Annotated in this window: 20 protein-coding genes and 2 pseudogenes; 13 read left to right on the top strand and 9 right to left on the bottom strand. The window is 72.9% G+C overall.

Going from position 1 to position 24,479, the window contains the following annotated elements; all coding sequences use genetic code 11:
* Position 1: 1 nt before the first annotated feature.
* The 3 genes and pseudogenes from ABT245_RS29645 to ABT245_RS29635 form a co-directional block, all read left to right on the top strand.
* A pseudogene (locus ABT245_RS29645) lies at positions 2–319 on the top strand (acyl-CoA dehydrogenase family protein); the annotation flags it as partial.
* A gap of 173 nt (positions 320–492) precedes the next feature.
* A pseudogene (locus ABT245_RS29640) lies at positions 493–765 on the top strand (enoyl-CoA hydratase); the annotation flags it as partial.
* Positions 753–1,352: a TetR/AcrR family transcriptional regulator gene (locus ABT245_RS29635; RefSeq protein ID WP_351739160.1), complete on the top strand. Its 600-nt coding sequence runs from the start codon at positions 753–755 to the stop codon at positions 1,350–1,352. The pseudogene ABT245_RS29640 and the gene ABT245_RS29635, both read left to right, overlap by 13 nt.
* A gap of 85 nt (positions 1,353–1,437) precedes the next feature.
* On the opposite strand, the gene pdxH is transcribed toward ABT245_RS29635, so the two are convergent.
* The gene (gene pdxH, locus ABT245_RS29630) at positions 1,438–2,112 is read right to left on the bottom strand and encodes a pyridoxamine 5'-phosphate oxidase (protein ID WP_351739157.1); all 675 of its coding nucleotides are present in this window, start codon (positions 2,110–2,112) and stop codon (positions 1,438–1,440) included.
* A gap of 232 nt (positions 2,113–2,344) precedes the next feature.
* On the opposite strand from pdxH, the gene ABT245_RS29625 reads away from it, so the two are divergent.
* On the top strand, positions 2,345–3,445 hold the full coding sequence (locus ABT245_RS29625) for a citrate synthase 2 (RefSeq protein ID WP_351739154.1): 1,101 nt from the start codon (positions 2,345–2,347) through the stop codon (positions 3,443–3,445).
* 21 nt (positions 3,446–3,466) lie between these two features.
* On the opposite strand, the gene ABT245_RS29620 is transcribed toward ABT245_RS29625, so the two are convergent.
* Positions 3,467–4,429: an isopenicillin N synthase family dioxygenase gene (locus ABT245_RS29620; protein ID WP_351739151.1), complete on the bottom strand. Its 963-nt coding sequence runs from the start codon at positions 4,427–4,429 to the stop codon at positions 3,467–3,469.
* 699 nt (positions 4,430–5,128) lie between these two features.
* Here ABT245_RS29620 and ABT245_RS29615 point away from each other — a divergent pair.
* A complete protein-coding gene (locus tag ABT245_RS29615) occupies positions 5,129–6,547 on the top strand; it encodes a PAS domain-containing protein (protein ID WP_351739148.1) in 1,419 nt (472 codons plus the stop codon).
* A 264-nt stretch (positions 6,548–6,811) separates the two neighbouring features.
* Here ABT245_RS29615 and ABT245_RS29610 read toward each other — a convergent pair whose 3' ends face one another.
* A complete protein-coding gene (locus ABT245_RS29610; RefSeq protein WP_351739145.1) occupies positions 6,812–7,567 on the bottom strand; it encodes an SIS domain-containing protein in 756 nt (251 codons plus the stop codon).
* 223 nt (positions 7,568–7,790) lie between these two features.
* On the opposite strand from ABT245_RS29610, the gene ABT245_RS29605 reads away from it, so the two are divergent.
* Together ABT245_RS29605 and ABT245_RS29600 are read left to right on the top strand one after the other, a co-directional pair.
* Positions 7,791–8,483, top strand: a complete 693-nt coding sequence (locus ABT245_RS29605) for an iron-dependent transcriptional repressor DtxR (RefSeq protein WP_351739142.1) — start codon at positions 7,791–7,793, stop codon at positions 8,481–8,483.
* Positions 8,484–8,989: 506 nt separating this feature from the next.
* A complete protein-coding gene (locus ABT245_RS29600) occupies positions 8,990–9,847 on the top strand; it encodes an alpha/beta fold hydrolase (RefSeq protein ID WP_351739139.1) in 858 nt (285 codons plus the stop codon).
* Positions 9,848–10,015: 168 nt separating this feature from the next.
* Here the strand turns inward: ABT245_RS29600 and ABT245_RS29595 are convergent, their stop codons facing one another.
* The 3 genes from ABT245_RS29595 to ABT245_RS29585 all read right to left on the bottom strand — a co-directional run bounded on the left by ABT245_RS29595 (position 10,016) and on the right by ABT245_RS29585 (position 13,565).
* The gene (locus tag ABT245_RS29595; protein ID WP_351739136.1) at positions 10,016–11,602 is read right to left on the bottom strand and encodes a transporter; all 1,587 of its coding nucleotides are present in this window, start codon (positions 11,600–11,602) and stop codon (positions 10,016–10,018) included.
* Positions 11,599–12,390, bottom strand: coding sequence for an ABC transporter ATP-binding protein (locus tag ABT245_RS29590; RefSeq protein ID WP_351739133.1), 792 nt, complete (start codon positions 12,388–12,390; stop codon positions 11,599–11,601). The genes ABT245_RS29595 and ABT245_RS29590 overlap by 4 nt, the downstream gene beginning before the upstream one ends.
* Positions 12,391–12,911: 521 nt before the next feature.
* Entirely contained in the window at positions 12,912–13,565 is a 654-nt protein-coding gene (locus ABT245_RS29585; RefSeq protein WP_351739130.1) for a bifunctional DNA primase/polymerase, read from the bottom strand.
* Between the two features lie 273 nt (positions 13,566–13,838).
* On the opposite strand from ABT245_RS29585, the gene ABT245_RS29580 reads away from it, so the two are divergent.
* Both ABT245_RS29580 and ABT245_RS29575 read left to right on the top strand, forming a co-directional pair.
* Positions 13,839–15,224, top strand: a complete 1,386-nt coding sequence (locus tag ABT245_RS29580; protein WP_351739127.1) for an NsdA family TPR-like regulatory protein — start codon at positions 13,839–13,841, stop codon at positions 15,222–15,224.
* A gap of 271 nt (positions 15,225–15,495) precedes the next feature.
* Positions 15,496–17,187, top strand: coding sequence for a hypothetical protein (locus tag ABT245_RS29575; RefSeq protein ID WP_351739124.1), 1,692 nt, complete (start codon positions 15,496–15,498; stop codon positions 17,185–17,187).
* Positions 17,188–17,211: 24 nt separating this feature from the next.
* Here the strand turns inward: ABT245_RS29575 and ABT245_RS29570 are convergent, their stop codons facing one another.
* The gene (locus ABT245_RS29570; protein WP_351739121.1) at positions 17,212–18,528 is read right to left on the bottom strand and encodes an ABC transporter substrate-binding protein; all 1,317 of its coding nucleotides are present in this window, start codon (positions 18,526–18,528) and stop codon (positions 17,212–17,214) included.
* Between the two features lie 117 nt (positions 18,529–18,645).
* Between ABT245_RS29570 and ABT245_RS29565 the strand changes: the two genes are divergently transcribed.
* Positions 18,646–19,146 (top strand): SCO4402 family protein, encoded by a 501-nt coding sequence (locus tag ABT245_RS29565; protein WP_351739118.1) that lies wholly within the window; start codon positions 18,646–18,648, stop codon positions 19,144–19,146.
* 46 nt (positions 19,147–19,192) lie between these two features.
* Complete coding sequence (gene purU, locus ABT245_RS29560; RefSeq protein ID WP_351739115.1) at positions 19,193–20,074, top strand: formyltetrahydrofolate deformylase; 882 nt, start codon at positions 19,193–19,195, stop codon at positions 20,072–20,074.
* A 295-nt stretch (positions 20,075–20,369) separates the two neighbouring features.
* Here the strand turns inward: purU and ABT245_RS29555 are convergent, their stop codons facing one another.
* Positions 20,370–21,701, bottom strand: coding sequence for a maleylpyruvate isomerase mycothiol-dependent enzyme family protein (locus tag ABT245_RS29555; protein ID WP_351739113.1), 1,332 nt, complete (start codon positions 21,699–21,701; stop codon positions 20,370–20,372).
* A complete protein-coding gene (locus ABT245_RS29550; RefSeq protein ID WP_351739110.1) occupies positions 21,698–22,276 on the bottom strand; it encodes a sigma-70 family RNA polymerase sigma factor in 579 nt (192 codons plus the stop codon). The genes ABT245_RS29555 and ABT245_RS29550 overlap by 4 nt, the downstream gene beginning before the upstream one ends.
* Before the next feature lie 353 nt (positions 22,277–22,629).
* Between ABT245_RS29550 and ABT245_RS29545 the strand changes: the two genes are divergently transcribed.
* Positions 22,630–23,010 carry an STAS domain-containing protein gene (locus tag ABT245_RS29545; RefSeq protein ID WP_351739107.1) on the top strand — a complete coding sequence of 127 codons (381 nt, stop codon included), beginning with the start codon at positions 22,630–22,632 and terminating at the stop codon, positions 23,008–23,010.
* Positions 23,011–23,964: 954 nt separating this feature from the next.
* Positions 23,965–24,477 carry an EF-hand domain-containing protein gene (locus tag ABT245_RS29540; protein WP_351739105.1) on the top strand — a complete coding sequence of 171 codons (513 nt, stop codon included), beginning with the start codon at positions 23,965–23,967 and terminating at the stop codon, positions 24,475–24,477.
* The last annotated feature ends 2 nt before the right edge of the window (positions 24,478–24,479 follow it).

The raw sequence follows: 24,479 nt of genomic DNA, 5'->3' as shown, positions 1-24,479 counted from the left end.
CATGACCACCCTCATCGAGTCCGAAGAGCACACGGCACTGCGGGCCGCCGTGGCCGCCCTCGGCGCACGGTACGGCCGTGACTACCTCGCCCGCACCGTCGCCGAGGGCCGCCACCCCGCCGAACTGTGGTCCGAGGCGGGCAAACTCGGCTACCTCGGCGTCAACCTGCCGGAGGAATACGGCGGCGGGGGCGGCGGCATCACCGAACTCGCCATCGTCCTGGAGGAGTTGGGTGCCGCCGGCTGTCCGCTGCTCATGCTGGTCGTCTCGCCCGCGATCTGCGGCACGGTCCTCGCCCGCCCGGCCCGCGAGGAGGAACCGTGTTCCGCAGCGAGTACGCCGACGTCCCGCCCCTGGAACTGCCCATCCACGAGGCCGTCCTGGGCCGGGCCGCCGAGTTCGGCGACCGGCCCGCGCTGATCGACGGCGTGGACGGCACCACCCTCACCTACACCCGACTGGACCGTCTCCACCGGCGCGCCGCCGCCGCCCTCACCGCCGCCGAAGCCACCCGCATCGGCCTGCTGACCCTCTACGGGGACGACGTCGACGCGGCACTCGCCCCCGTCCTCGACGGCCTGCGCAGATCCTCGCCCCAGGGCCTGGCCGCGACGAAGCGCCTGCTCACGGCTAGGGTGCTGGAGACATTCGACCGGGCGGCGGCCGACCTGACCGCGCTCTCCGCCCGGCTGTTCTCCTCCGCACAGGCCCGGGAGGGGATGACGGCCTTCCTCGAACGACGGGATGCCCCATGGGTGCTGTGACCGCAGCCGACCGCCACCCCAAGCAGGACCGCAGCCGGGCCACCCGGCAGCGGCTGCTGGAAGCCGCCGTGGCCTGCCTCGCCGAGCACGGCTGGGCGGGCTCCACCGTCTCGGTCGTCGCCGAACGCGCGGGCGTCTCCCGCGGCGCGGCCCAGCACCACTTCCGCACCCGCGAGGACCTGTTCACGGCGGCCGTCGAATACGTCGCCGAGCAGCGGACCGCCGCCCTGCGCGCCCTCTTCCCGGACGGCGCCGCGGACCGCCCCGCCGCCGTCGCCGCCCTCGTCGACCTGTACACCGGCCCCCTCTTCCGCGCCGCCCTGCACCTGTGGGTCGCCGCCGGCGAGGAGGAGCAACTGCGGCCCCGGGTGACCGAACTGGAGGCCCACGTCGGCCGTGAGACCCACCGGACAGCGGTGGAACTGCTCGGCGCCGACGAGTCCAGGCCCGGCGTCCGCGAAACCGTGCAGGGACTGCTCGACATGGCCCGCGGGCTCGGCCTGGCCAACCTCCTCACCGACGACACACCCCGCCGTGAACGCGTGGTCGCCCAGTGGACGATCCTCCTGGACGAAGCACTGGCCTGAGAACCGCGCACAGGCACACCACCGCCGGGCCGCGCCGACCGGACGCCGCAGGGACTGTCCCGCGCGCCCCCGCCCGGCCGACCCGTCAGGGGCTCAGCCGCTCCAGCCGCCAGGAGCCGTCCGGCTCGGCGACGTAACGCAGCCGGTCGTGCAGCCGGTTCTCGCGGCCCTGCCAGAACTCGACCGTCCGCGGCGCGATACGGAAACCGCCCCAGTTCGGCGGCACCGGCACCTGCTCGCCCTCCGGATAGCGGGCGGCCAACTCGGCGTAGGACGCCTCAAGACCGGCCCGGGACGGGATCACCGACGACTGGGCGCTGGCCCAGGCACCCAGCTGGGAACCATGCGGACGGGTGCGGAAATAGGCGGCGGTCTCGTCGCGGCCGGTGCGCCGGGCGGTACCCGAGACGACGACCTGGCGGGCGATCGGATGCCAGGGGAACACCACGGACACATACGGGTTGCCGGCCAGCTCACGGGCCTTGCGGGAGTCGTAGTTGGTGTAGAAGACGAAGCCGTACTCGTCGTAGTGCTTCAGCAGGACCGTCCGGGAGCTGGGACGGCCCTCGGCGTCCGCCGTCGAGACGACCATCGCGTTCGGCTCGTAGAGCGTGCCGTGCGCCGCGGCCAGCGCCGCATGCTCGAACCAGCGGGCGAACTGGTCCATCGGGTGCGCGGCCAGGTCGGTCTCGTCGAGACCTTCCACCCGGTAGTGCTTGCGCATGGCGGCGGGATCGAGAAGGGGGTCGCGGTCGGTCACCCGGTCATCCTGCCGTATACCTCTCCGCACTCATATGGCACCGAGTGCCGCGGACCCTCCCCAACACTGGCACCCGGGGTTATGGTGCTGATGCCCAGGCGGTCGGGTGAGCATCGGCCGATCGGGGCATCACCGGGGTGACCGCCCGGACCGCGAGTCCTGAGCGTGACCGTGGAACCGTGGTGGTACCCGCGTTTCGGCCTGCGCCGTACACACCATGAGGAGCCGCCCCATGTCCGACTTCGTACCCGGGCTCGAAGGAGTCGTCGCATTCGAGACGGAGATCGCCGAACCGGACAAGGAGGGCGGCGCCCTGCGGTACCGGGGCGTCGACATCGAGGAACTGGTGGGTCACGTCTCCTTCGGGAACGTGTGGGGGCTGCTCGTGGACGGCGCCTTCAACCCCGGCCTGCCGCCCGCCGAGCCGTTCCCGATCCCCGTGCACTCCGGCGACATCCGGGTCGATGTGCAGTCGGCGCTCGCCATGCTCGCCCCCGTGTGGGGACTGAAACCGCTGCTCGACATCGACGAGGAGCAGGCCCGCGACGACCTCGCCCGCGCCGCCGTGATGGCCCTGTCCTACGTCGCCCAGTCGGCGCGCGGCCAGACACTGCCGATGGTGCCGCAGCGGGAGATCGACAAGGCGCAGACGATCGTCGAGCGGTTCATGATCCGCTGGCGCGGCGAGCCGGACCCCAAGCATGTCGCGGCCGTCGACGCCTACTGGACCTCCGCCGCCGAACACGGCATGAACGCCTCCACCTTCACCGCCCGCGTCATCGCCTCCACCGGCGCCGACGTGGCCGCCGCGCTGTCCGGCGCGGTGGGCGCCATGTCGGGTCCGCTGCACGGCGGCGCGCCCTCCCGAGTGCTCGGGATGATCGAGGAGATCGAGCGGACCGGCGACGCCGAGGCGTACGTCAGGCAGGCCCTGGACCGGGGCGAGCGGCTGATGGGCTTCGGACACCGGGTGTACCGCGCCGAGGACCCCCGCGCGCGCGTGCTGCGCCGCACCGCCCGTGAGCTGGGCGCGCCGCGCTACGAGATCGCCGAGGCACTGGAGAAGGCGGCCCTGGAGGAACTGCACAACCGCCGCCCGGACCGGGTCCTCGCCACCAACGTCGAGTTCTGGGCGGCGATCATGCTGGATTTCGCCGAGGTACCCGCGCAGATGTTCACCTCCATGTTCACCTGTGCCCGGACCGCGGGATGGTCGGCGCACATCCTGGAGCAGAAGCGGACGGGACGCCTGGTGCGGCCCTCGGCGCGCTATGTGGGGCCCGGACCGCGCAGCCCCCGCGAGGTCGCCGGACACGAGGCCATCACCCGCTGAGCAGCCGCCCCAGGAGGCTTCTCACGCCGCTGCGAGCAGTTTCCCGTGGTGGCGCCGGGCGACCCGCGGGTGGGCGCGCAACTCGTCCTTCAGCGCGTGATGGCCGTACTCGGCGCCCAGCGGGTCGTCCGGGGCGGCGGTGAAGCCGGGCGCCGCGCCCGCGTAGGGGAACGGCGGCGGCGCCACGCGCGCGTCGAGCCGCGGGGCGCAGAAGAACGGGACGGAGAAGCGCCCGGTGGGGCCGAGGGCCCGGTGGTCGGCGGCGATCAGATAGCCGTCGGTCGCCGCCTCCAGCAGGTCGCCGATGCCGACCACGAAGGCGCCGTCCAGCGGCAGTACCTCGGGAAAGCCGCAGACGGTGTCCTGGAGCAGCAGCGTCAGGAAACCGCGGTCCTGGTGCGCGCCGGCGGCCCGGCCGGTGCCGTCGCCCGCGCTCCCGGCAGGCCGTACGAGCCTCAGGCGCGGGTGGGCGCGCTCGCCGAGTACGGGGTCGTAGAAGCCGGCGGGAGCGCCGATCGCGGTGAGCAGTTCGCGCAGCAGCCGCCGGGCCACGCCGCTGAGCCGGTCGATCCAGGCGAGGGCGGCGGTACGCAGCGCGGGGAGGGCGGCGGGCCACTGGTTGGGGCCCTCGAGCCACCCGTACGCGGGCTCCCCGGGACCGGGGACGCACGCCGGGCGTTCCGGGCCGATGTCGAACCGCTCGCACCGGCCGCCAACCCCGCCGGTGTAGCCGCGGAAGTGCGGCGAGTTGACCTTGTCCAGGGCGAGCCGGTCGGCCTCGGGAAGGGCGAAGAAGGCACGCGTCGCGGTGAGCAACGCCTCCCTCTCGGCACGGGGCACGCCGTGCCCGACGAGCTGGAAGGAGCCGACGTCGTGGGCGGCGCTGTGCAGTTGCGCATGCAGCAGGGTCCGGGCCTGCGGCCCGCGGTCGGCGGCCGACAGATCGATGATGGGCAGGTGGTCGTACGACGGGGGAAGCGTCATGGGGGTGCGTCCGCGGGGTGTACGGGCCCGGGCAGCCGTCAAGGGTGGGCGCAGCCGCGGGTGCCTCGGCGGGAAGAACGGTCTGGCGAAGGGGGCCGGTCAGGTGATGCGCCGACAGGCCATGCTCGTGACGCGCAGAAAGTCCACATGACGGCGCCGAACGAGCATCGCAAGCATGGGCCAAGGGTAACGCCCCTCCCCTCGGCGGTTGTCTCCGCGGACGCAGACGACCTGCGGACGCAGACGACCCGCGGACGCAGACGACCCGCGGACTCGGGTCCTCCGTCGAACGACGAAGAAGCCGGCCGGACGTACCGGCGAGCCCGCGGGTCGGGTGACTGCGTTGGATTAGGCCGGCTGCGTGTCGCTTGCCCACGCCGGTCCGGCACCGCACTGGGTGTGGTGGCAGGCCGCTAGCCCGCAGCCACCTCGCGCGTCCGGGTTTCACTCATGTACCCGATCACCTCCTTTCTCACGTACGAGTCACCCTAAGAAGGAGGCGACGGGTGTTCAAGGGATTTTCGGAGGCGTTGACGATCCCCTTGCGGCGTGCGGCGAAGGCGGCACGGAAGCGGGTCTGCAACGATTTTCTCAATCTTGCGGGAACCCGGTGTGTGCTGTGTCACGTTCGAGTTGAATGAAGGACGAAGAGCGAATTCTCGCGCCGTGTGTGCGGACGCAGCCTGCAGGGGGTCCAGGGTGAGTGCTTCCCGGCGTAGTGGGACCACCGACGAACTCGGGCCGGACGAGCCCGAGCGGGACGGCGGCGCGGGCGCGTCCGTTCCGGAGGACCCGGGCGGCTCCGATCTGCTCGCCGCGCTGCTGGACGGGATGGACGCGGCGCTGTGCGCCTTCGACGCGGACGGCGTGGTCACCCACTGGAACCGGGAGGCGGAGCGGATCCTCGGCTGGACCGCCGCCGAGGCGGTGGGGCGGCAGGGATTCGCGGGCTGGGCGGTGCGCAGCGCCGACGCCGAGGAGATCGAGGGCCGGCTGCTGTCCGCGATGCACGCGCCCGGCCGGCAGGTGCATGAGTTCGCGCTGGTCACCAAGGACGGCGGCCGGGTCCTGGTGCGCACCCAGTCCGCTGCGGTGCGCGGTCCGGACGGCAAGCCGGCCGGCGTGTACTGCGCCTTCAGCGAGGTGCACGCGCAGATCGACCTGGAGCGGTCGATCGCGCTGAGCGAGGCGTTGTTCGAGGACGCGGCGTGGGGGGTCGTGCTCGTCGACGCCGATCTGCGGCCCGCCGTCGTGAACGCGCACGCGGCACGGGCGCTGGGCATCGGGCGTACGTCCGCGCTCGGCCGGCCCCTGGGCGAACTGCTCGCGCAGGGTGTGGAGGAGCTGGAGGGCGCGCTCACCCATGTGCTGGCCGAGGGCGCGCCGCCCGCGCCGGCCGAGATGTGGGTGGCGGTGCGCACCCCGGAGGGCGAGCGGCGGCGGTGCTGGCGCAGCGGTTTTCTGCGGCTCGCCTCGCCGCTCGCGGAGGAGCCGGTGCCGCTCGGGGTGGGCTGGCTGTTCCAGGACGTGACCGAGGCCAAGCAGGGCGAGCAGGAGGCGTCGCTGCTGCGCTTCCGTACCAACCAGATGCACCGGGCGGCCCGTGCGGCGGCCGAGTGCGAGGACCCGGCGGAGGCGGCGACCGTCCATCTCGACTTCGCGCTCGCCGGCTTCGCCGACCATGCGCTGATCGACCGGGTGGCGGGTCCGCCGCCGGGCGACGACGGTGCGGCGCGGGCGCGGCTGGTGCGGATCGCCGCGACCCCTTCCGGTGCGCCGGGGCCGAGCCTGCTCACCGGCGCGGCCGGGCTGCCGGTGCGCTACGAGGACGGCCACCCCGCGCTGCAGTGCGTCGAGCGGGGCGGGACGGTGCGGGCCGACGCCGGCGGCATGTCAGCGGAGCGGGCCCGCGAGTGGGCGCTGGCCCGGCAGTGGCCCGGGGACTGTGTGCACGCGCTGTGCGCGGTGCTGCGCAGCCGGGGGCGCACGCTGGGTGTGGTGACGTTCCTGCGCGGTGCGGCACGCGCCGGCTTCGAACGCGTCGACGCGACGTATGCGGAGGATGTGGCGGCCCGTATCGCGGCGGCGCTGGACCTGGCGGCGCGCTCCGCTGGGTGAGCCGCGTTCGTCCGCGGCGGTGTGGGGGGTTGCTCGCGCAGTTCCTGCGCCTCTTCGGGGCGCTGTCCGGCTGGGCGTCTTGGCCCCGCCGCCGTGTAGGCGGGTGTCGCGGGCCGTTGTTCGTCCGCGGCGGCGTGGGGGCCTCTCGCGCGGTTCCCCGCGCGCCTGCGGTCCCTGTGGCTCGTTGTTCGTCTGCGGCGGCGTCGTGGCTGGGCGCGTAGTTCCCCGCGCCTCTTTGTCCTTTGGGAGCGCCGGCTCCGGGGGTCAGTGGCGGTAGAAGATCCGGTTGCTGTACTCGTTCATGATTCGGGCGTTCCACTCGTGGCCGCCGTCGACGTTGCCGGAGCGCAGCAGGGGCGGTTCGGTGCCGCGCGCGGCGAGGGTCTGCGCCGTCGTGGCCATGACCGCCTGGAGCAGCGCGGTGGTGACGACGGTGGAGGCGGGGGCGAAGGGCGCCGGGATGGTGTCGAGGGTGAGTTCCGCGTCGCCGACCGCGATCTTTGAGTCGAGGACGATGTCGCAGTGGTCCTTCAGGTAGGTGCCGGAGGCGTGCCGGGACGAGGTCTGCGCGGCGTACGCCACCGAGGTCACGCCGATCACCCTGGCCCCCAGCGAGCGGGCGTGCACTGCCATCTCCACGGGAAGGGCGTTGCGCCCGGACAGCGAGACGATCACGAGGGCGTCGTCGGCCCGGAGGGGCGAGGTGTCGAGGACGGCGGTGGCCAGACCGTCGACGCGTTCGAGGGCGGAGCCGAGGGTGGCGGGGACGACGTCGACGCCGACCGCCCCGGGGACCGGGAGCAGGTTCATCAGGGCGAGACCGCCGGCCCGGTAGACGAGGTCCTGGGCGGCCAGGGAGGAGTGGCCGGCGCCGAAGGCGAACAGCCGGCCGCCGGCCTCGACGGTGTCGGCCAGCAGCGTGCCGGCGGCGGCGATGGCCGCGGACTCCTCGTCACGGGCCCGTTGCAGCAGGCCGATGGCGGCGTCGAAGAACTGGTCAGCCGGTGTGCCGTCGCTCATGCGGTGCCCCTTCGCAGCGTCTGTGTCGCGGATCACCGTGCGGTCTGGACCAGTGCGCTGTCAATACGCGGTGGGATGCTCCTGGGCGTGCCGCGCACGCGGTCGTCACCCGCTGGCTCCGGCGGTGCGGCACGGTTGTCAGTGGTATGCGTCAGAATTGAGGCCAGGGCCAGCGCACGCCGGAGAGCGGTGAGCCTCCGGCACAGGTAATCAAGGGGCACGTATGTCCGGACTGATCGACACTACGGAGATGTACCTCCGCACCATCCTCGAACTGGAGGAGGAAGGCGTGGTCCCGATGCGCGCCCGCATCGCCGAGCGGCTGGACCAGAGCGGGCCGACGGTGAGCCAGACGGTGGCGCGCATGGAGCGTGACGGCCTGGTCTCGGTGGCGAGCGACCGGCACCTGGAGCTGACCGACGAGGGCCGCCGACTGGCCACGCGCGTGATGCGCAAGCACCGGCTCGCTGAGTGCCTGCTCGTCGACGTGATCGGCCTGGAGTGGGAGCAGGTGCACGCGGAGGCGTGCCGCTGGGAGCACGTGATGAGCGAGGCGGTGGAGCGCCGCGTCCTGGAGCTGCTGCGCCACCCGACCGAGTCGCCGTACGGCAATCCCATCCCGGGCCTGGAGGAGCTGGGCGAGAAGGACGGGGCCGACCCGTTCCTGGACGAGGGCATGGTGTCGCTGGCGGACCTCGATCCGGGCGCGGACGGCAAGACGGTCGTCGTCCGCCGTATCGGCGAGCCGATCCAGACCGACGCGCAGCTGATGTACACGCTGCGCCGGGCGGGCGTGCAGCCCGGTTCGGTGGTGAGCGTGACCGAGTCGGCGGGCGGTGTGCTCGTGGGCAGCAGCGGTGAGGCGGCCGAGCTGGAGTCGGACGTGGCCTCCCACGTGTTCGTCGCCAAGCGCTGAGCGCCCGGCGCCCGGGCCGGCGTCCGGGGTCCGCCATCGGCTCCCGTGCCCGGCGCGCGCCGGTCGGGCGCCGGGGCGAACGCTGCCGCATCCAGGATTCGGTACGCCGAATGGCAGCGCTTCGACGGTTCCCGTGCAAGGCTGTCGCGAGAGGCATATGACCACAGGGGGGTGGGGAGGATGTGCCGCAGGCAGGGGGAGGGCCCCGGCGCCGTGCGGCGCCGGGGCCTGTCCTCCCCTGTGCTGACCCGGAGCCCCGAGCTCTCAGGGTCATCCCCGCGGACCGTTTTCCCCGAGTGGTCCGCCTCCCGCGTAAGAACTCCCCTCGGTGGCGACGATCATTCCTCACCGGGGGTCACTCGAATGAGGGGTGTTGCCCGCAGAGGCAGCAGTTCCGAATAGGTATTCGATAATCTGGCGGCCGTCTTCGGCAGCAGCTGGGCAACGCAGCGGTACGACGGCAGGACAGCGGTACGGTCCGAGCGGAGCTAGGGGGGTGCCAGCGCATGGCACGGCGTATCGACGTGAGGGGAGCGGGTGGCGTGGGCCTGGCCGCCTGGGAGTTCGCCGACCCTCCCAAGACGGACCCGGAGCACGGGCCCGGGGTGCTGTTACTGCACGGCCTGATGGGGCGTGCCTCGCACTGGGCGGCCACCGCACGCTGGCTTTCCGAGCGCCATCGGGCCATCGCACTGGACCAGCGCGGCCACGGGCAGAGCGAGAAGCCCCCGGAGGTCGCCTACACCCGCGAGGCCTACATCGAGGACGCCGAGGCCGCCGTCGAGCAGCTCGGTCTCGGCCCGGCCGTGCTCATCGGCCATGCCATGGGCGCGCTCACCGCCTGGCAGCTGGCCGCCAAGCGTCCCGACCTGGTGCGGGCGCTGATCATCTGTGACATGCGGGCCTCCGCGCTGGGCGGGGCCTCGCAGCGCGAGTGGGCCGACTGGTTCAAGTCCTGGCCCGTGCCCTTCGCCACGCTCGCCGACGTACGCAAGTGGTTCGGCGAGGACGACCCCTGGGTGGACCGGCCGAACCCGGCACGCGGCGCGTTCTTCGCCGAGGTCATGCACGAGTCCGCCGACGGCTGGCGGCCCGTCTTCGAGCCCGAGCGGATGCTGACGTCCCGCGAGACCTGGGTCTACGACGCGCACTGGGAGGAGCTGGCCCAGGTCCGCTGCCCCACCCTGGTCGTCCGCGGCCTCGACGGCGAGCTGGGCCGCGCCGAGGCCCAGGAGATGGTCCGGGTCCTGCCCCAGGGCCAGTACGCGGAGGTCACCGACGCGGGCCACTTCCTCCACTACGACCGCCCAGAAGCCTGGCGCACCGCGATCGAACCCTTCCTGAACACGGTCACCACAACCTGAAAACGCCCCCCTCACGGGGCGCGAGCGGAGGACGCTGCGCGGGCATGGGTCCCACCGGCCGCCACAGGCGGCGCTACGGGCGCCACCGCCGCCGGCAGCCACTGCGGCCAAGGCGGTGACACCTCCGGCTACGGCGGCCTGTTGCGCCGCAGGTGCCGTGGGGGGTGGTCAGGCCTTGCTCACCGCTGTCAGGATTTCCGGGAGACGGGCCGCCGTCTGGGGGGCCGCGAGGCGCAGCCCCAGCAGGGTGATCGTCGCGCCGTAGGCGGCGCCGACCGGGAGCAGCAGCCAGGTGAAGGCGTCGCCGCCCGCGCTCACGTTCAGCCAGATGGTGAGCGCGATGACCGGCGCGCACAGCAGGGCCGCCGAGACCATGCCGCCGAAGATCGCGATCCAGGCGAGGCCGGCCTGCCCGGGCGCCACATTCTTGTAGCCCTCCTGCGGGATGGAGTACGGAAAGCGGGCCGAGGTCCACGCGCCGGTCGCCAGCATCGCCCCGAGCAGCGCGAAGGACAGGCCGAGCGCCTCGGGCAGCCGGGGCCAGTCGCCCAGCATGGCCGTGGTCAGCACGGTCACGAGGGTGGCGTACGGCAGGGTGATCACCAGCAGCGCCAGCGCACGGCCGCGCAGTTCGACATACGCGTCCCGGCTGGACGAGATGGTCCCGGCCACCATCCAGAACGCGGAGGTGTCCTGCCCGAACTGGTTGTACATCTGGATGCCGAGCATCCCGGCGGCGAAGCACGCGAAGTAGATCGAACCGGTGCCCTGCAACGCGTTGAACACCGGCACGATCAGGCCGATGGCGAGCGAGGTCACCCACGCGGCCTTGGTCTTGGGGTCGCGCCAGATGTAGCGCAGGGAGCGGTCCATGACCGTGCCGGTGCGGCCCGCGGGCAGCAGCCGCCCGAGCCCGGTCGAGGCGCGTTCGCGGGCGCCGCTGGCGGCGGTCGGCAGGGTGGAGCCGTCGGGCGCGGTCATCAGCCGGGTCAGGCTGTGCACCCACACGGCGACCAGCAGCGCCAACGCCGCGGCGGTCAGCAGCAGTTGGGCCACGGCCGTGCCGTAGGACCGTTCGCTGACCGCGTGCACCGCGCCCACCGCGGAGGCGGGCGGCAGCCAGCGCAGCACATCGGCGGCCGGGGACAGCTGCCCGAGCCCCGCCGATCCGAGCCGCTGCGCGCCGAAGTTGACCAGTTGCGCGCCGACCGCGATGACCAGCCCGCTGAGCACCGCGAGATCGCGGCCCTTCCGGCTGGTCAGCAGCCGTACGTTGGCCGCCGCCACGGCCCGGGCGAGGGCCACGCACACCAGCAGCCCGAGGAGGACCGCGACGACGGCGGTGCCGTAGGCCGCCGCGCCCCGGGCGACCGCCAGGGCGCAGCCGGCCAGCAGAAGCAGGGTGAACAGCGGGCCGATGCCGACCAGCGAGGCCGCCAGCAGGGCCCGCACCAGCAGGCGGGGGCGCAGCGGCAGCATCACCAGCCGGGTCGGGTCCAGCGTCTCGTCCCCGCTGGGGAAGAACAGCGGCATCACGGCCCAGCCCAGCGCGAGCACGGCCGTGCCCAGCACGGCGACGGCGTCGGCGTGGGCGTGCCCGCGCAGCGCGAGCAGGCCGAGCAGTTGCAGCGCGGCGAACAGCAGCGCGATGACGGCCGAGGCGATGAAGGCGGCCCGCCGGCCGCCGGACTGCCTGAGCCCGTTGCGCAACAGGGACAGTTTCAGCCGTACGACGGTGGCGGTGACGTCGCTCATCGGGCGCCGCCGCCCAGCCAGTCCAGATCGGATCCGGCGTCGCGGCCCTGCGCGCCGACCAGTTCCAGGAAGGCGTCCTGGAGGGTGGAGTGCTCCCCGCGCACCTCGGGCAGCGGGCCGGTCGCGCGGATGCGGCCCGCCGCCATCACGGCCACCCAGTCGCACAGCGACTCGACGAGTTCCATGACGTGGGAGGAGAAGACGACGGTGGCGCCGGAGGCCGTGTACCGCTCAAGGACGCCCCGGATGGTCTGCGCGGAAACCGGGTCGACGCCCTCGAACGGCTCGTCCAGGAAGAGGACTTCGGGGTTGTGCAGGAGGGCAGCGGCGAGCCCGATCTTCTTGCGCATGCCGGTGGAGTAGTCGACGACGAGCTTGTGCTGGGCCCCGGCGAGATCGAGTACGTCCAGCAGTTGGGTGGCCCTCTTGTCCACCTCGGGCCCGGGCAGGCCCCGCAACCGCCCGGAGTAGCAGAGCAGTTCGCGCCCCGAAAGCCGCTCGAACAGCCGTAGTCCTTCAGGGAGTACGCCGATCCGTGCCTTGACGGCCACCGGGTCCCGCCACACGTCGTGGCCGGCCACCTCGACGCTTCCCTGGTCGGGGCGGAGCAGCCCGGTCACCATCGACAGGGTGGTGGTCTTCCCGGCGCCGTTGGGGCCCACCAGCCCGATGAACTTCCCCGCGGGCAGCTCCAGATCGACCCCGGCAACGGCAACCTGCTGCCCGAACCGCTTCCAGAGCCCCCGCACACACACGGCGACCCCGCCCACTCCCGCTACCTCCGTCATACCAGCACCCTACGGCGACCGTAAGGACCACAAGCAACCACAGCCACGACTAACCGAACGCCGCCCCCACCCCACCAGGGGCGCGAGGAACCGCGCGCCAAGCCCCCCACAACCTCGCACCCGCCAAGCTTCCTCAACCAGGCAGACGATTAGGCGAACGGCCCCCACAACCCCGCACCCGCCAAGCTTCCTCAGCCAGGCAGATGATTAGGCGTACGGCCCCCACTACGCCGCACCCGCCAAGCTTCCTCAACCAGGCAGACGATTAGGCGAACGCCCCACCACCCCGCACTCACCGCACAACCCAAGCCCCACCCCACCAGGGGCGCGAGGAACTGCGCGCCAAGCCCCCACCACGCCGCGCCCGCCAAGCTTCCTCAGCCACGCAGATGATTAGGCGCACGGCCCCCACTACGCCGCGCCCGCCAAGCTTCCTCAGCCAGGCAGACGATTAGGCGCACGGCCCCCACCACGCCGCACTCGCCAAAACTCCTCAGCCACGCAGACGCATAGGCGCCCCGCTACCGATCCCTACCGCACGCATACGCCAACGCCGAAATCAACTCCTCCACATCCGGCAACCACCGATTCGCCACAGTAGGCCGGCAGGCCCACTGCACGGCCCCCCACGACCCGAACCGCGTAGGCGGCGCAGCCACATACGCGCCTTCGCCCAGCACGACGAGATCCAGGGACCCAACCGACCACCCCAGCCCGCGGACCAGTTCCGGCAGCTTCAGGGCCGCACCCGGCAGGACGAAGAAGTTCATCCGCCGGTCCGGGGTGAGCGTCACCGGCCCGAGCGCCAGCCCCATCCGTTCCATCCGGGCCAGCGCCAGGAACCCGGCCGACTCCGGGACGGACAGCGCGTCGAAGGTACGGCCGGTCGGCAGCAGGATCGAAGCCCGCGGCTGCTTCTGCCACAGCCGGCGGACGACGCTCGCGCTCCCGGTCGCCTGCGCCGCCCAGTCCGCGCGCCCCGGGTGTGCGCCGGGGGCGGCGCACACGGGGTTGCCGCAGGAGCAGCGCTGCTCCCAGCCGGCGGCCTCCAACCAGGTGCCGGGGACCACGTCCCAGTGCCGCTCCTCGGCGTAGCGAACGGCGGTTTCCAGCAGCGATGCCCCGCGCTGCGTCGGAATCTTGGCGGCTTCGGCGCCGGCGATCGTCTCTTCCACGCACCTCTCAACTCCCGCGCCCACCTCCGGTTACGGCCAGTGCGATGACAGGACCGCGCGCGGGGGAGGAGCATCGATTCCTCAACTGGGGCGCATGGGTGCATCCGTGGGGGCGCGCGGGAGGAGGCAGGGTGTGACTGGGGTAGCCACCTCTGGGGCCGGTACCAGCCTTTACTCCGGCAATCCGTGCATGTCCCGCATTTTCGGTATGAGGCGGGGCATTGATCTTCGCAGCTGGATCTTTTCGCTCCAGGGGTTCGCAGGGGGTATGCCATGGCCGCAAGGCCTCTCGTCGCGCGGCAGCCGAACGAACGGTTGCAGGCGCTCATCCAGGAGGCGGGGTGCTCGAACGCCGGGCTGGCCCGCCGGGTCAACATGTGCGGCGCCGAGCACGGCCTCGACCTGCGCTACGACAAGACATCCGTGGCCCGTTGGCTGCGCGGCCAGCAGCCGCGTGGACGCGCTCCGGCGATCATCGCGGAGGCGCTGGGCCGCAAGCTGGGCCGTACGGTCACCATCGACGAGATCGGGATGGCCAACGGCAAGAACCTGGCCTCGGGTGTCGGTCTCCAGTTCTCGCCGACGGTGCTGGGGGCGATCGAGCAGGTCTGTGAGCTGTGGCGCAGCGATGTGGGCCGAAGGGACTTCCTGTCCGGTTCGTCGGTGGCCGCGTCCGCGCTGGTCGAGCCGAGCCGCGACTGGCTGATCTCGGCGCCGGACGCGCAGGTGGCGCGGCAGGCGGGCGCGCGTGTGGGGCAGTCGGACGTGGCGGCCGTGCGCGCGATGACCCAGTCGCTCGTGGACCTCGACCATCAGTACGGCAGCGGGCATGTGCGCCCGGTGGTCGTGCACTACCTCAACAGTGTCGTCTCCGGGCTGCTCGCCGGCTCCTACCGGGAGGCGGTCGGCCGTGATCTGTTCGCCACGGTGGCCCGACTGACCGAACTGGCCGGGTACATGGCCATCGACACCGGCCAACCCGGTCTTGCCCAGCGGTACTACATCCAGTCGCTGCGGCTGGCGCAGGCGGCGGGCGACCGCGGATACGGCGGCTATGTGCTGGCCGCGTCCATGAGCCATCTGGCCGCGCAGCTCGGAAACCCGCGTGAGATCGCGCAGTTGGCGCGGGCGGCCCAGGAGGGGGCGCGGGGCCGCGTCACCCCGCGCGTCGAGGCGATGTTCCATGCGGCCGAGGCGCGTGGGCACGCGCTGCTGGGCGACGTACGGGCGGCGCAGACGGCGTCCGGGCGGGCGATCGCGGCCATGGAGTCGGCGGACGCGGAATCCGGGGACGATCCGGCGTGGATCGCGCACTTCGACGAGGCCTATCTGTCGGACGAGTTGGCGCACTGCCACCGTGACCTCGGGCAGTCCGAGGCGGCCGCGCGGTACGCGGAGCAGTCGCTGGCCGGGCACCCGGCGCAGCGGGCGCGCAGGCGGGCCATCGACTATGTGCTGCTCGCCACGGCACAGGTGCAGCAACGCGAGATCGAACAGGCCTGCCACACCGGGTTGAAGGCGGTCGAACTCCTCGGGACGCTCCGGTCCAACCGCGGCGCCGAGTATCTGGAGGACTTCCAGCAGCGTCTTGAGCCGTTCCGGGACGAGCCGGTGGTACGGGAGTTCGGAGCGCGACTCGACCTTCAGCAGGCCGCGTGAGGCGGTCACCGGCCGTGGCGTGACCGACGGCCCGCCGGGTGCGTGAGCGACGGCCCGTCTGGGTGCGTGAACGGCGGTCCGTCGGCTGTGTGAACGTGCGGGAAACGATGCGTTGGCGCGCGGACGTGCCCATGAACAGCGCGCCGCGAGGCGGGTTTGTTACAGACGTCACAGGGAAGAAGGTCGCGCCCTGTGCTGCGTGGCACCCGGCTCGGGAGACCCGGTAGCGTGAGCCGACGATTCCGAAGGTCCCCCATTCGTAGGAGTCCCGGTGACGCAGAGTGGACAGGGCGAGCCCGCGCGCGAAGGCATCGTGCTGCCCTCCGACGGCGGCGAGCCCTTGCTGCCGGGCATGACGGGCGGACCCGCCCCGCGGCCGGCCGCGAACCAGCCGGCGGCCCCGGCTGCCGGACCCCCGGCCGCCGCGCCGGCCGGCGGCCAGTCGTGGGACCGGCCCTGGGGCCCCGACCAGCAGCAGACCGCCGCTCCCCAGCCCGGCCAGGGCTGGGCTCCGGCCGGCGCGCAGGAATGGGCAGCTCCCGGCGGGCAGTCCGCCCCGTGGACGCCCCAGGAGCCGCCCGCCCCGGGCGCCGGCCCGCTTCCCCCGGAGGGCGCACCGGCACCGTCGTACGGCGGCCGGTCCCCGCAGGAGCCGGCGTACGGCTCCGGCGCGCACGGCGTGCAGCAGCAGACGTACGGCCCCGGCGGCGACGCGACGCAGCAGCCGTACGCGGGCGGTGGCGCCCCCCAGCAGCAGCCCTACGCCGGCGGTGGCGCCCCGCAGCAGCAGCCGTACGCGGCCCCGCTCCCCGCGGCCGCCGGGGACCACGCGACGCAGTACCTCCCGCCGGCCGCCGCCCCGGCTCCCGCGGACGAGGGTGCCACCCAGTTCCTGCCGCCCGTCGCCGCCGGCGGCCCCGGCCCCGCCCCGGCTCCCGTGGACGAGGGTGCCACCCAGTACATACCGCCGGTGGCGCCGGGCGCGCTGCCGCCCGAGACGTCGGCCGAGGACACCCGCGTCCTGGGGCGGGCCGACCAGCCGCAGTCCGCGGGCCCCAGCCCCGACGCGGAGGCCACGCAGTACATCGCCCCGGTGGCCGCCCCGTACGGCGGCGCTCCGGGCGGTGACCGGCAGCCGCCCGCCGAGTTCGACAACCTCTTCCGCGGCGCCGCGGACGGTCCGGGACCGGCCCCGGCCACCCAGCAGATGCCGCCCATCCAGCAGCCGCAGGACCCGTACCCCGGGCAGCCGCAGCCCGCCTACGCCCCGCAGGGCCCGGGCGGCGGACGGCGCGGCGGGCAGGACGGCGGCGGGCGCGCGGGGCGCGGCGGCCGGTCCCGCTCGCGGGTGCCGCTCATCGCCGCCGCCGGCATCGGCATCGTCGTCCTCGGGGTCGGCGCCGGCGCGCTGCTCAGCGGCGGGGGCGGCGACGACCAGGGCGACCGCAACAAGACGGTCGCCGCCTCGGCCCCCGCCGAGGAGAAGTCGCCGTCGCCGTCCGCCGACCCCGCAGAGCAGCAGGCCGTCGCCCTGGACAAGCTGCTCGCCGACAGCGGCAGCAGCCGCGCCTCGGTGATCAAGGCGGTGTCCGATGTGAAGTCCTGCCAGAACCTGGACCGGGCCGCCGCGGATCTGCGGGACGCGGCCAAGCAGCGCTCCGAGCTGGTCACCCGCCTGTCGCAGCTGGCCGTGGACAAGCTGCCGAACCACGCCGAGCTGACCACCGCGCTCACCAAGGCGTGGCATGCCTCGGCGTCGGCCGACGACCACTACGCGGCCTGGGCTGACCAGACCGCCGGGAAGCACGGCTGCAAGAAGGGGCAGGCCCGCAGCACCGGCCAGACCCAGGCGGGCAACCGGGACAGCGGCACCGCGACCGCGGAGAAAGGCAAGGCGGCGCCGCTGTGGAACACGATCGCGAAGACGTACGGCCTCACGCAGCGCCAGCCGACCCAGCTGTGAGCCGGGGCGGCGGGCGCCGCAGGCTCAGCCGAGGTTGGCGTTCAGCAGCGTCTTGGTGACGTCCACGACGCCCCCGTCCTTGGCCGCCGCCAGTTGGCCGCCGCGTACGACCTGGAGGGTCACCTGCGCGTTGGCCAGGCGGGACAGTCCGACGGAGGCGAGCTTGCCCTGGCCCTGCTGGGGCCAGCTGAGGGTGGGGGTGAGCCCGCCCGTGGAGATCTGGAACCCGGAGTTCAGGGTCCGGCGCACGGTGTCGGCGCTCACCTCGCCGTCGCCGATCTTCTCCAGGACGGCCCGCAGCACGGTGTAGGCGATCCACGTGGTCTGCACCCCGGCGTCCGCGGGGTCGATCCGGTTGTCGCCGAAGGCCTCCTTGTTGATCACCTTCTTCATGGTGTCCCAGCGCTTGTCGGAGGCCACCGGGTACCAGCCGGTGACGTACGAGCCCTCGTACGGACCGCTCGCGCCGCCCGTCGCGTTGATCACGCTCTGGTCGACGCTGCCGAGCACGGTGGCGGTCCGCACCTCCGGGTAGTCCCCGCGGGCGCGCCGGAAGGAGTCCATGAAGGTGTCCGTGCGGCCGCCGAGCGCGGGCACCACGCACCCCTTCCGCAGCGGGTCCGCGGTCGCCGCCTTGAGCGCCTGCTCGGACTGGCTGCTGTACTCGGTGGCGTCCTCGGGCGCGAGCTGGTCCTTCGCCGCGTCATGACCGCCCGAGTCCAGCCCGGAGTCGATGAGTTCGGGCAGTTGGTCGCCGGCGATGCTGTCGGGCCGGATCAGGGCGACGGGGCCGCAGCTGCCGGCGAGCGCCTTGCCGAGACCGGCCATCAGGGTGGGCTGGCCGCCGTTGACCGGGTAGGACAGGGCGCTGGTGAACTCCTCGTTCGTCACGCCGTAGCCGCCCAGGTACGGGATGCCCGCGCCCTCCAGCGGCGCGAAGTAGGAGTCGCCGAACTGGCTGTAGGAGCCGACGACCGCGACCACGTTCTCGTCCACCGCCCGCCGGGCGCACTTCGCCGCGCCCACCGCGTCGTTGTGGTCGTTGCAGGTCAGGACCTTGAGCTTGTGGCCGGCTATGCCGCCCTGGGAGTTGACCCAGCGGGCGTAGGCCGTGGCCACGGCGGGCATGCCGGCCTTGTCGGTGGCGCCGGCGTCCTGCGGCGCCCAGGTCATCACCTTGATCGGGTCGCCCTCCGAGCCGCCCGCGGTACCCGGGATGATCCCGCATCCGGCGGTGAGCGAGACACAGGCCACCAGCGCGCCCGCGGACAGCGCGGTGGCTTTGACGGGCCGGGGGAGGGCTGGGGGAAGGGTCCTGCGGATGCGTCGCCTGCCGGTCATGCTCAGGCACGATTCCGCCACATCGCTAACCGGCGAGTGCCCCTAGGTCAACCAAAGGTGACATAGGGGTGAATTACGGGGGTCGGTCAGGAGCCGCCGCCGGGGAACGTACGATCGGTGACCGTGCAAGGTTCGGAGAACTCTTCCCGTCGCGGCCGTCGCTCCTCCACCATGGGCGGCATGCCACTGAATGACATGCCGTGGTGGCGCTGGCGCAGCAATGTGCGCTCCGCGCTGCACATGCTCTCCGATCCGGTGTTCCAGCGGGACGTCTGGCTGGCCGGCGTCGACGGGTACGGGGACGTGACCGACGCCGTGTACCGGCTGGTGGAGGACACCTGGCTGGACAACTGGTCCGCCGAGAAGTACGTCGGCACGATCTTCCGGGACTCCCAGGAGGCGGCGCTCGTCGACACCGCCGTGCTGCGGGTGCTGCGGATCATGCACCAGGTCGGCCCGGACGCGCCGGTCGCCGCGTACCTCGAAAACCAGGGCTGGCCGGAGGCGGTGCGGGCGGCGCGGGACGCGCACGTCCGGATGTCCATGAGCGACGGCGACGATCCCGAGGTGCCGCCGCGCAGCCTTGAGGTGCTGCGCATCGTGACCCGGTCCGCGTAGCGGGCCGTGCCTCCCGTCTCGGGACGGATGTGGGACCCTGTCCTGCATGAACGAGCAGTCCACCCGGGCCGCGGCCCCGTCCGACCAGTACGTCCTGACCCTCTCGTGCCCGGACAAAAAGGGCATCGTGCACGCCGTGTCGAGCTATCTGTTCATGACCGGGTGCAACATCGAGGACAGCCAGCAGTTCGGCGACCACGACACGGGACTGTTCTTCATGCGGGTCCACTTCTCGGCGGAGGCCCCGGTCACCGTGGACAAGCTGCGGGCGAGCTTCGCGGCGATCGGTGACTCGTTCCAGATGGACTGGCAGATCAACCGGGCCGACGAGAAGATGCGCATCGTCCTGATGGTCAGCAAGTTCGGCCACTGCCTCAACGACCTGTTGTTCCGGGCCCGGATCGGCGCGCTGCCGGTGGAGATCGCGGCTGTGGTCTCCAACCACACCGAGTTCAGCGAGCTGGTGGAGTCGTACCACATCCCCTTCCACCACATCCCGGTGACCAAGGACACCAAGGAGCAGGCCGAGGAGCGGCTGCTGGAGATCGTCCGTGAGCAGCGGGTCGAGCTGGTCGTCCTGGCCCGCTATATGCAGGTCCTCTCGGACGACCTGTGCAAGCGGCTCAGCGGCCGGATCATCAACATCCACCACTCCTTCCTGCCGAGCTTCAAGGGCGCCAAGCCGTACCACCAGGCGCACGCCCGCGGGGTGAAGCTGATCGGTGCCACGGCCCACTATGTGACGGCCGACCTCGACGAGGGCCCGATCATCGAGCAGGAGGTCGAGCGGGTGGGGCACGACGTCACCCCGGACCAGCTGGTGGCGATCGGCCGGGACGTGGAGTGCCAGGCGCTGGCGCGGGCCGTGAAGTGGCATGCGGAGCGGCGCATTCTGCTCAACGGGCGGCGCACGGTGGTCTTCGCCTAGGGCGTGTTTCGAAAGTCGCGTCGTCCGTCCGAAGGGCGGGCCCCGCGGCGTCTGGTGCGTGCGATCGCAAGGCGGAGGGTCGTCCTCGTACTGGACGTACTTGGACGAGCCCGACAACGCAGCGAGCGTGCGTGCCAGGCGTCGCGGGGCAGACGGGACTTTCGGAACACGCCCTAGCAGCTCGGGCATCTGTGCCGGTCGAGTGGGCTCAGCCGGTCCGACCTCCGGGGCGCGGGGAACTGCGCGGACAACCCCCATGAGCCGCCGGTGCACCGCGACCCGCGCCCACGGTTTGCTACATCCGGCTCAACCCCGCGGTGGCGAACAGGACTTCGCGGATCGCCTCGCGGTCACCTGTCTGGCCCGCCGCGGCCTCCTGCGGTGGCACATGGCCCGCGGCCAGTCGGCAGAACTCCACGCCGTCCAGGGCGACATGGGCCACCTCCAGCTCGGCGGAGCCCGCCGCGCCCGGGGAGTCGAGCGGGATCAGCCACTCGCCGCCGGCCTCGCCCTCGATCTCCAGCCGGAGGCTACGGCCCGGGCGCCCGGCCGCGACCAGGTGCGGGGTGCCGCTCATGGCGGCCAGCCCCGCCTGCCGCCGGGCCGCCAGCGCCCCGGGCAGCATCCGGGCGGCCAGGTCGATCATGCGGTGCAGATGGCGCGGCGCGGGCGGTCCGTACGGGTAGTCCACCGCCTCCGCGATGTCCTCCGCGTGCACCCAGCACTCGAAGGCCCGGTCCAGCATGGCGTCATGCAGCGGCAGGGTGAAGTCGCCGTAGGGGATGGGCAGTTTCCCGGCGCTGCCACCGGTGAAGGACACCGTCCGCACCAGGTTGTGGCTCTGCTGCCGCCAGGGCACCCGCACGGCACGGGTCGGCGGGAAGTGCGAGGCCCGCCAGTACGCCTCGGTGCGCGCGGCCGGACCACCCGTCACGCCCCGCTGGGCCACGGGGTCCTCCAGGCCGAGCGCCACCGCGACCAGACCGTCCACCGACAGCAGGTGCGCGATCACCCCGGCGACGGTGGTACGGCGGCTCGTGGCCGCGTCGCCCTTGAACCAGCGCAGCCGCACCGGGGCGTGCCATTCGGCGGTCCCGATGTCCTGGAGCAGCGCGTCGAGCCGGGCGGTCTCGGCGTCGTACGGCGTCGCCCACTCGGGCAGCGGGATACGCGGCGGACGCCGGTCCAGGCAGTTCGCGAGGACCCGGGTGCGCAGCGCCGGGTCCAGGTCGAGGCTCTCGGGCCGGTGCAGCAGACCGACCGCCTCGCGCAGCCGCCGCGCCTCGTCGGCGCAGGTGCCGCACTCGCCCAGATGTTCCTCGACGGCGGCGGTCTCGCCGACCGAGCAGGCGGCCAGCGCCCACGCGCCGAGCAGTGATCTCAGCACGCCGTGCGGCAGCGTCGGGGCGGGCGCCACCGCGTCCGGCTCGGGCAGGGGCCGCCCGCCGTCCTCGACGGAGGCACGGGGCATCGGGATGCGCGGCGGGCGGTCAGGTTCGGGGCCGTCACCGGGCCGCGGGCCGTCGGGGCCGCCCGCCCCCGGCGGATGCCCGGCACCGCTGCCGGCACCCGGGCCGTCCGGCTCCTCGTGGTGGTGATGCGCATCGGACCACTCCGCTCCGCTCACCGCGCGCCCCCGTCTTCCGGGGGCGTCCCGGTGTCGTGGGCGGTGGACAGCAGTTGCAGGCCGAGGCGGAGCCGGCGGCGGGCCTCGTCCTCGGTGACGCCGAGATCGGCGGCGGTCTGCCGGTAGTCGCGGCGCTGGACGTAGGCCAGGTCCAGGGCGGCGCGCAGCGGGGCGGGCATGGAGTGGACGATGTAGTCGGCGCGGGCGGCGACCGAGGCGTGGCGCACCTTGCGCTCCAGTTCTTCGGCGCGGGACTCGGCGTCGGCGCCCTGGGCGAGCGCGGCGGTCTCGGTGGCGCGCAGCCGCTGCACGGCGAGCCGGTGGGTCAGCGCGGCCATCCAGGAGCGCAGCGGGCCCTGCCGGGGGTCGTAGGCGTCGGGGTTTTCCCAGACGTGGGCGAAGACCTCGCGGGTCATGCCGTCGGCGGCCTCATCGTCGCCGAGTACGCGGTGGGCGAGGCCGTGCACCAGTGAGGCGAAGCGGTCGTACAACTCGCCGAGGGCCGCGGCCTCGCCGCGCGCGAGCCGCTGCTGCATCGTGCGGTCCCAGCGGGGCGGTGCGCCCTTCTTCGCCATGCGGCCCCCTCCCCTTGCCCTGTCCAGCGCCTACCCACCATCTCCACGAATGTAATCGGCACTTCCGGTGGAGCACGCGCCTTTGCGGCATTGCCCACCCCCGGCGGACCGCAGGTGGTAAAGGACCTTGGCGGGCGTCCACATCCGATCGAACAGGATCGAAGACGACTGGAACAAGCCTCTTCTTCCGGTTTTTCGTTTCTGCTGGTGTGTTTCGGGGAACGGCCGCTGGGCAGCCGCGCTGCAAGGAAGCGTAGGAGGAACTTCCGTTTCCGGACGGTTCGGGACGGTTCGGGGCGGTTCGGTTCGGGGTGGGTCTGGATGGGGCCGGGAGGTCCCGGCGAGCGAAAGGCGTGGTGGTGGCGTTCACAGTGACCGAGGACGAGCGCGGCGGCTGGGCCGTGCTGCGGGTGTCGGGCGAACTGGATCTGGTGACCTCGCCGGTGCTGCGTCAGCGGGTGCACGACGCGGTGGCCGAGGGACACCGCCTGCTCGTGGTGGACCTCTCCGAGGTCTTCTTCTGCGACTCCAGCGGGGTCGGCGTGCTGATAGCCACCCGTCGCCTCATCCGCTCCTGCCGCGGCCGGCTGCGGCTGATCCTGCCCGCCCGGGGCGCCGACGACGGCTCACACGTCAACCGAGTCCTCGGCGCCCTCGGCGTACGCCGCCTCTTCGACATCCACCCCAACCTCAAAACAGCCACAGAAGAAGCCCCCGACCCCCTCACAGCCTGACCCCACCGGCACCCCAGGGCACGGCGCCGTCGCCCCCACCCTGCCGCGGAACCGCCTGCCTACCCCGGCATTGCACCCCGCCCCCACCTCGCCACAAGCCCCCCGCGCCCGCCCCGGCGTGGTGCCGCGTCCCCGCCGGCACGAGACCGCCGCGCCGGCCACCCAGATGTGAGAGGCCCTCCCCCCCGTTCCGGCATGGCGCCGTCGCCCGTCCGGCATGTGTTCACCGCCCCCGCTCCGGCATGAGCCGCGTGCCTGTCTCGGCGTGAGACCGTCGCCCGGCCCCGTGCCCGCCCCGGCATGCCACCGCAGCCCCCCCCGTCGGTATGAGGCCGCCGCGTCCGCCTCTGCGTTCCACCGCCGCGCCCGTCTTGGCGTGGGGCCGTGTGCCTGTCTCGGGCTGACGCCGCCGTTCCTGTCTCGGCGTGAGTCCGCCACCGTCCTCGCCTCGGCGTGGGGCCGTGTGCCCGTCCTGGCATGGCGCCGTCGCCCGTCCGGCATGTGTTCACCGCCCCCGCTCCGGCATGAGCCGCGTGCCTGTCTCGGCGTGAGACCGTCGCCCGGCCCCGTGCCCGCCCCGGCATGCCACCGCGGCCCTGCGTCGGTGTGAGACCGCCGTGCCCGTTCCGGCATGCCACCGTCGCTCCCGCCCCAGCGTGGGGCCATCGGCCTTGTCCCGGTATGAGATCGCCGCACCCGTCGGCACGAGACCGCTGTGTCCGCTCTGCGTGCCGCCGCCGTGTCCGTCTCGGCGTGGGGTCATCGCTCCGGTCCGGTGTGGCGTTGTCGCTCCTGCCCCCGGTGTCAGGGTGTCGTCTGTTTTGGGGTGACGGTGTTGTTGCGGAATTCCCGCGGTCTTGGCACAAGCGTCGGCTTGTCGCTCCGTGGGTGGCGTAGGCGTCGTACGCTCCGTGCGAGATGGATCCCACGTGACCTAAGGCGGCCCGAGAAGACATGGTCAGCACCGAGTACGAGCGCCGGATCGCAGCCCGGTTCGCCACCTTCGACCAGGACGGCAACGGCTGGATCGACCGGGAGGACTTCAGCGCGGCGGCCAAGGCGCTGCTCGCCGAGTTCGGCACGGCGGCCCGCTCCGACAAGGGTCAGGCGCTGTACGCGGGCGCCGAGGCGTTCTGGCAGGGCATGGCGGGGATAGCGGACCGGGACGGCGACCAGCGCATCACCCGGGAGGAGTTCGTGACCGGCGCGGTCAAGCGCCTGCGCGACAACCCCGAGCGGTTCGCCGAGATCGCCCGCCCCTTCCTGCACGCGGCCCTGGCCGTCGCGGACACCGACGGCGACGCAGCGGCCACGGTCGACGACACCGCGCGCGTGCTGCGGATCCTCGGCGTCCCGGAGGACATCGCGGGGCCGGTGGCCGCCGCGCTGGACAGCGACGGCGACGGCCGGGTCGGGGAGGCGGAGATCGTCCCCGCGTTCGCCCGCTACTTCACGGTGCCGGAGTGACG

Source organism: Streptomyces sp. NPDC001508 (assembly GCF_040298665.1).
In the GTDB taxonomy this organism is placed as follows: Bacteria; Actinomycetota; Actinomycetes; order Streptomycetales; family Streptomycetaceae; genus Streptomyces.
This window is presented reverse-complemented; position numbering and strand designations above follow the sequence as displayed.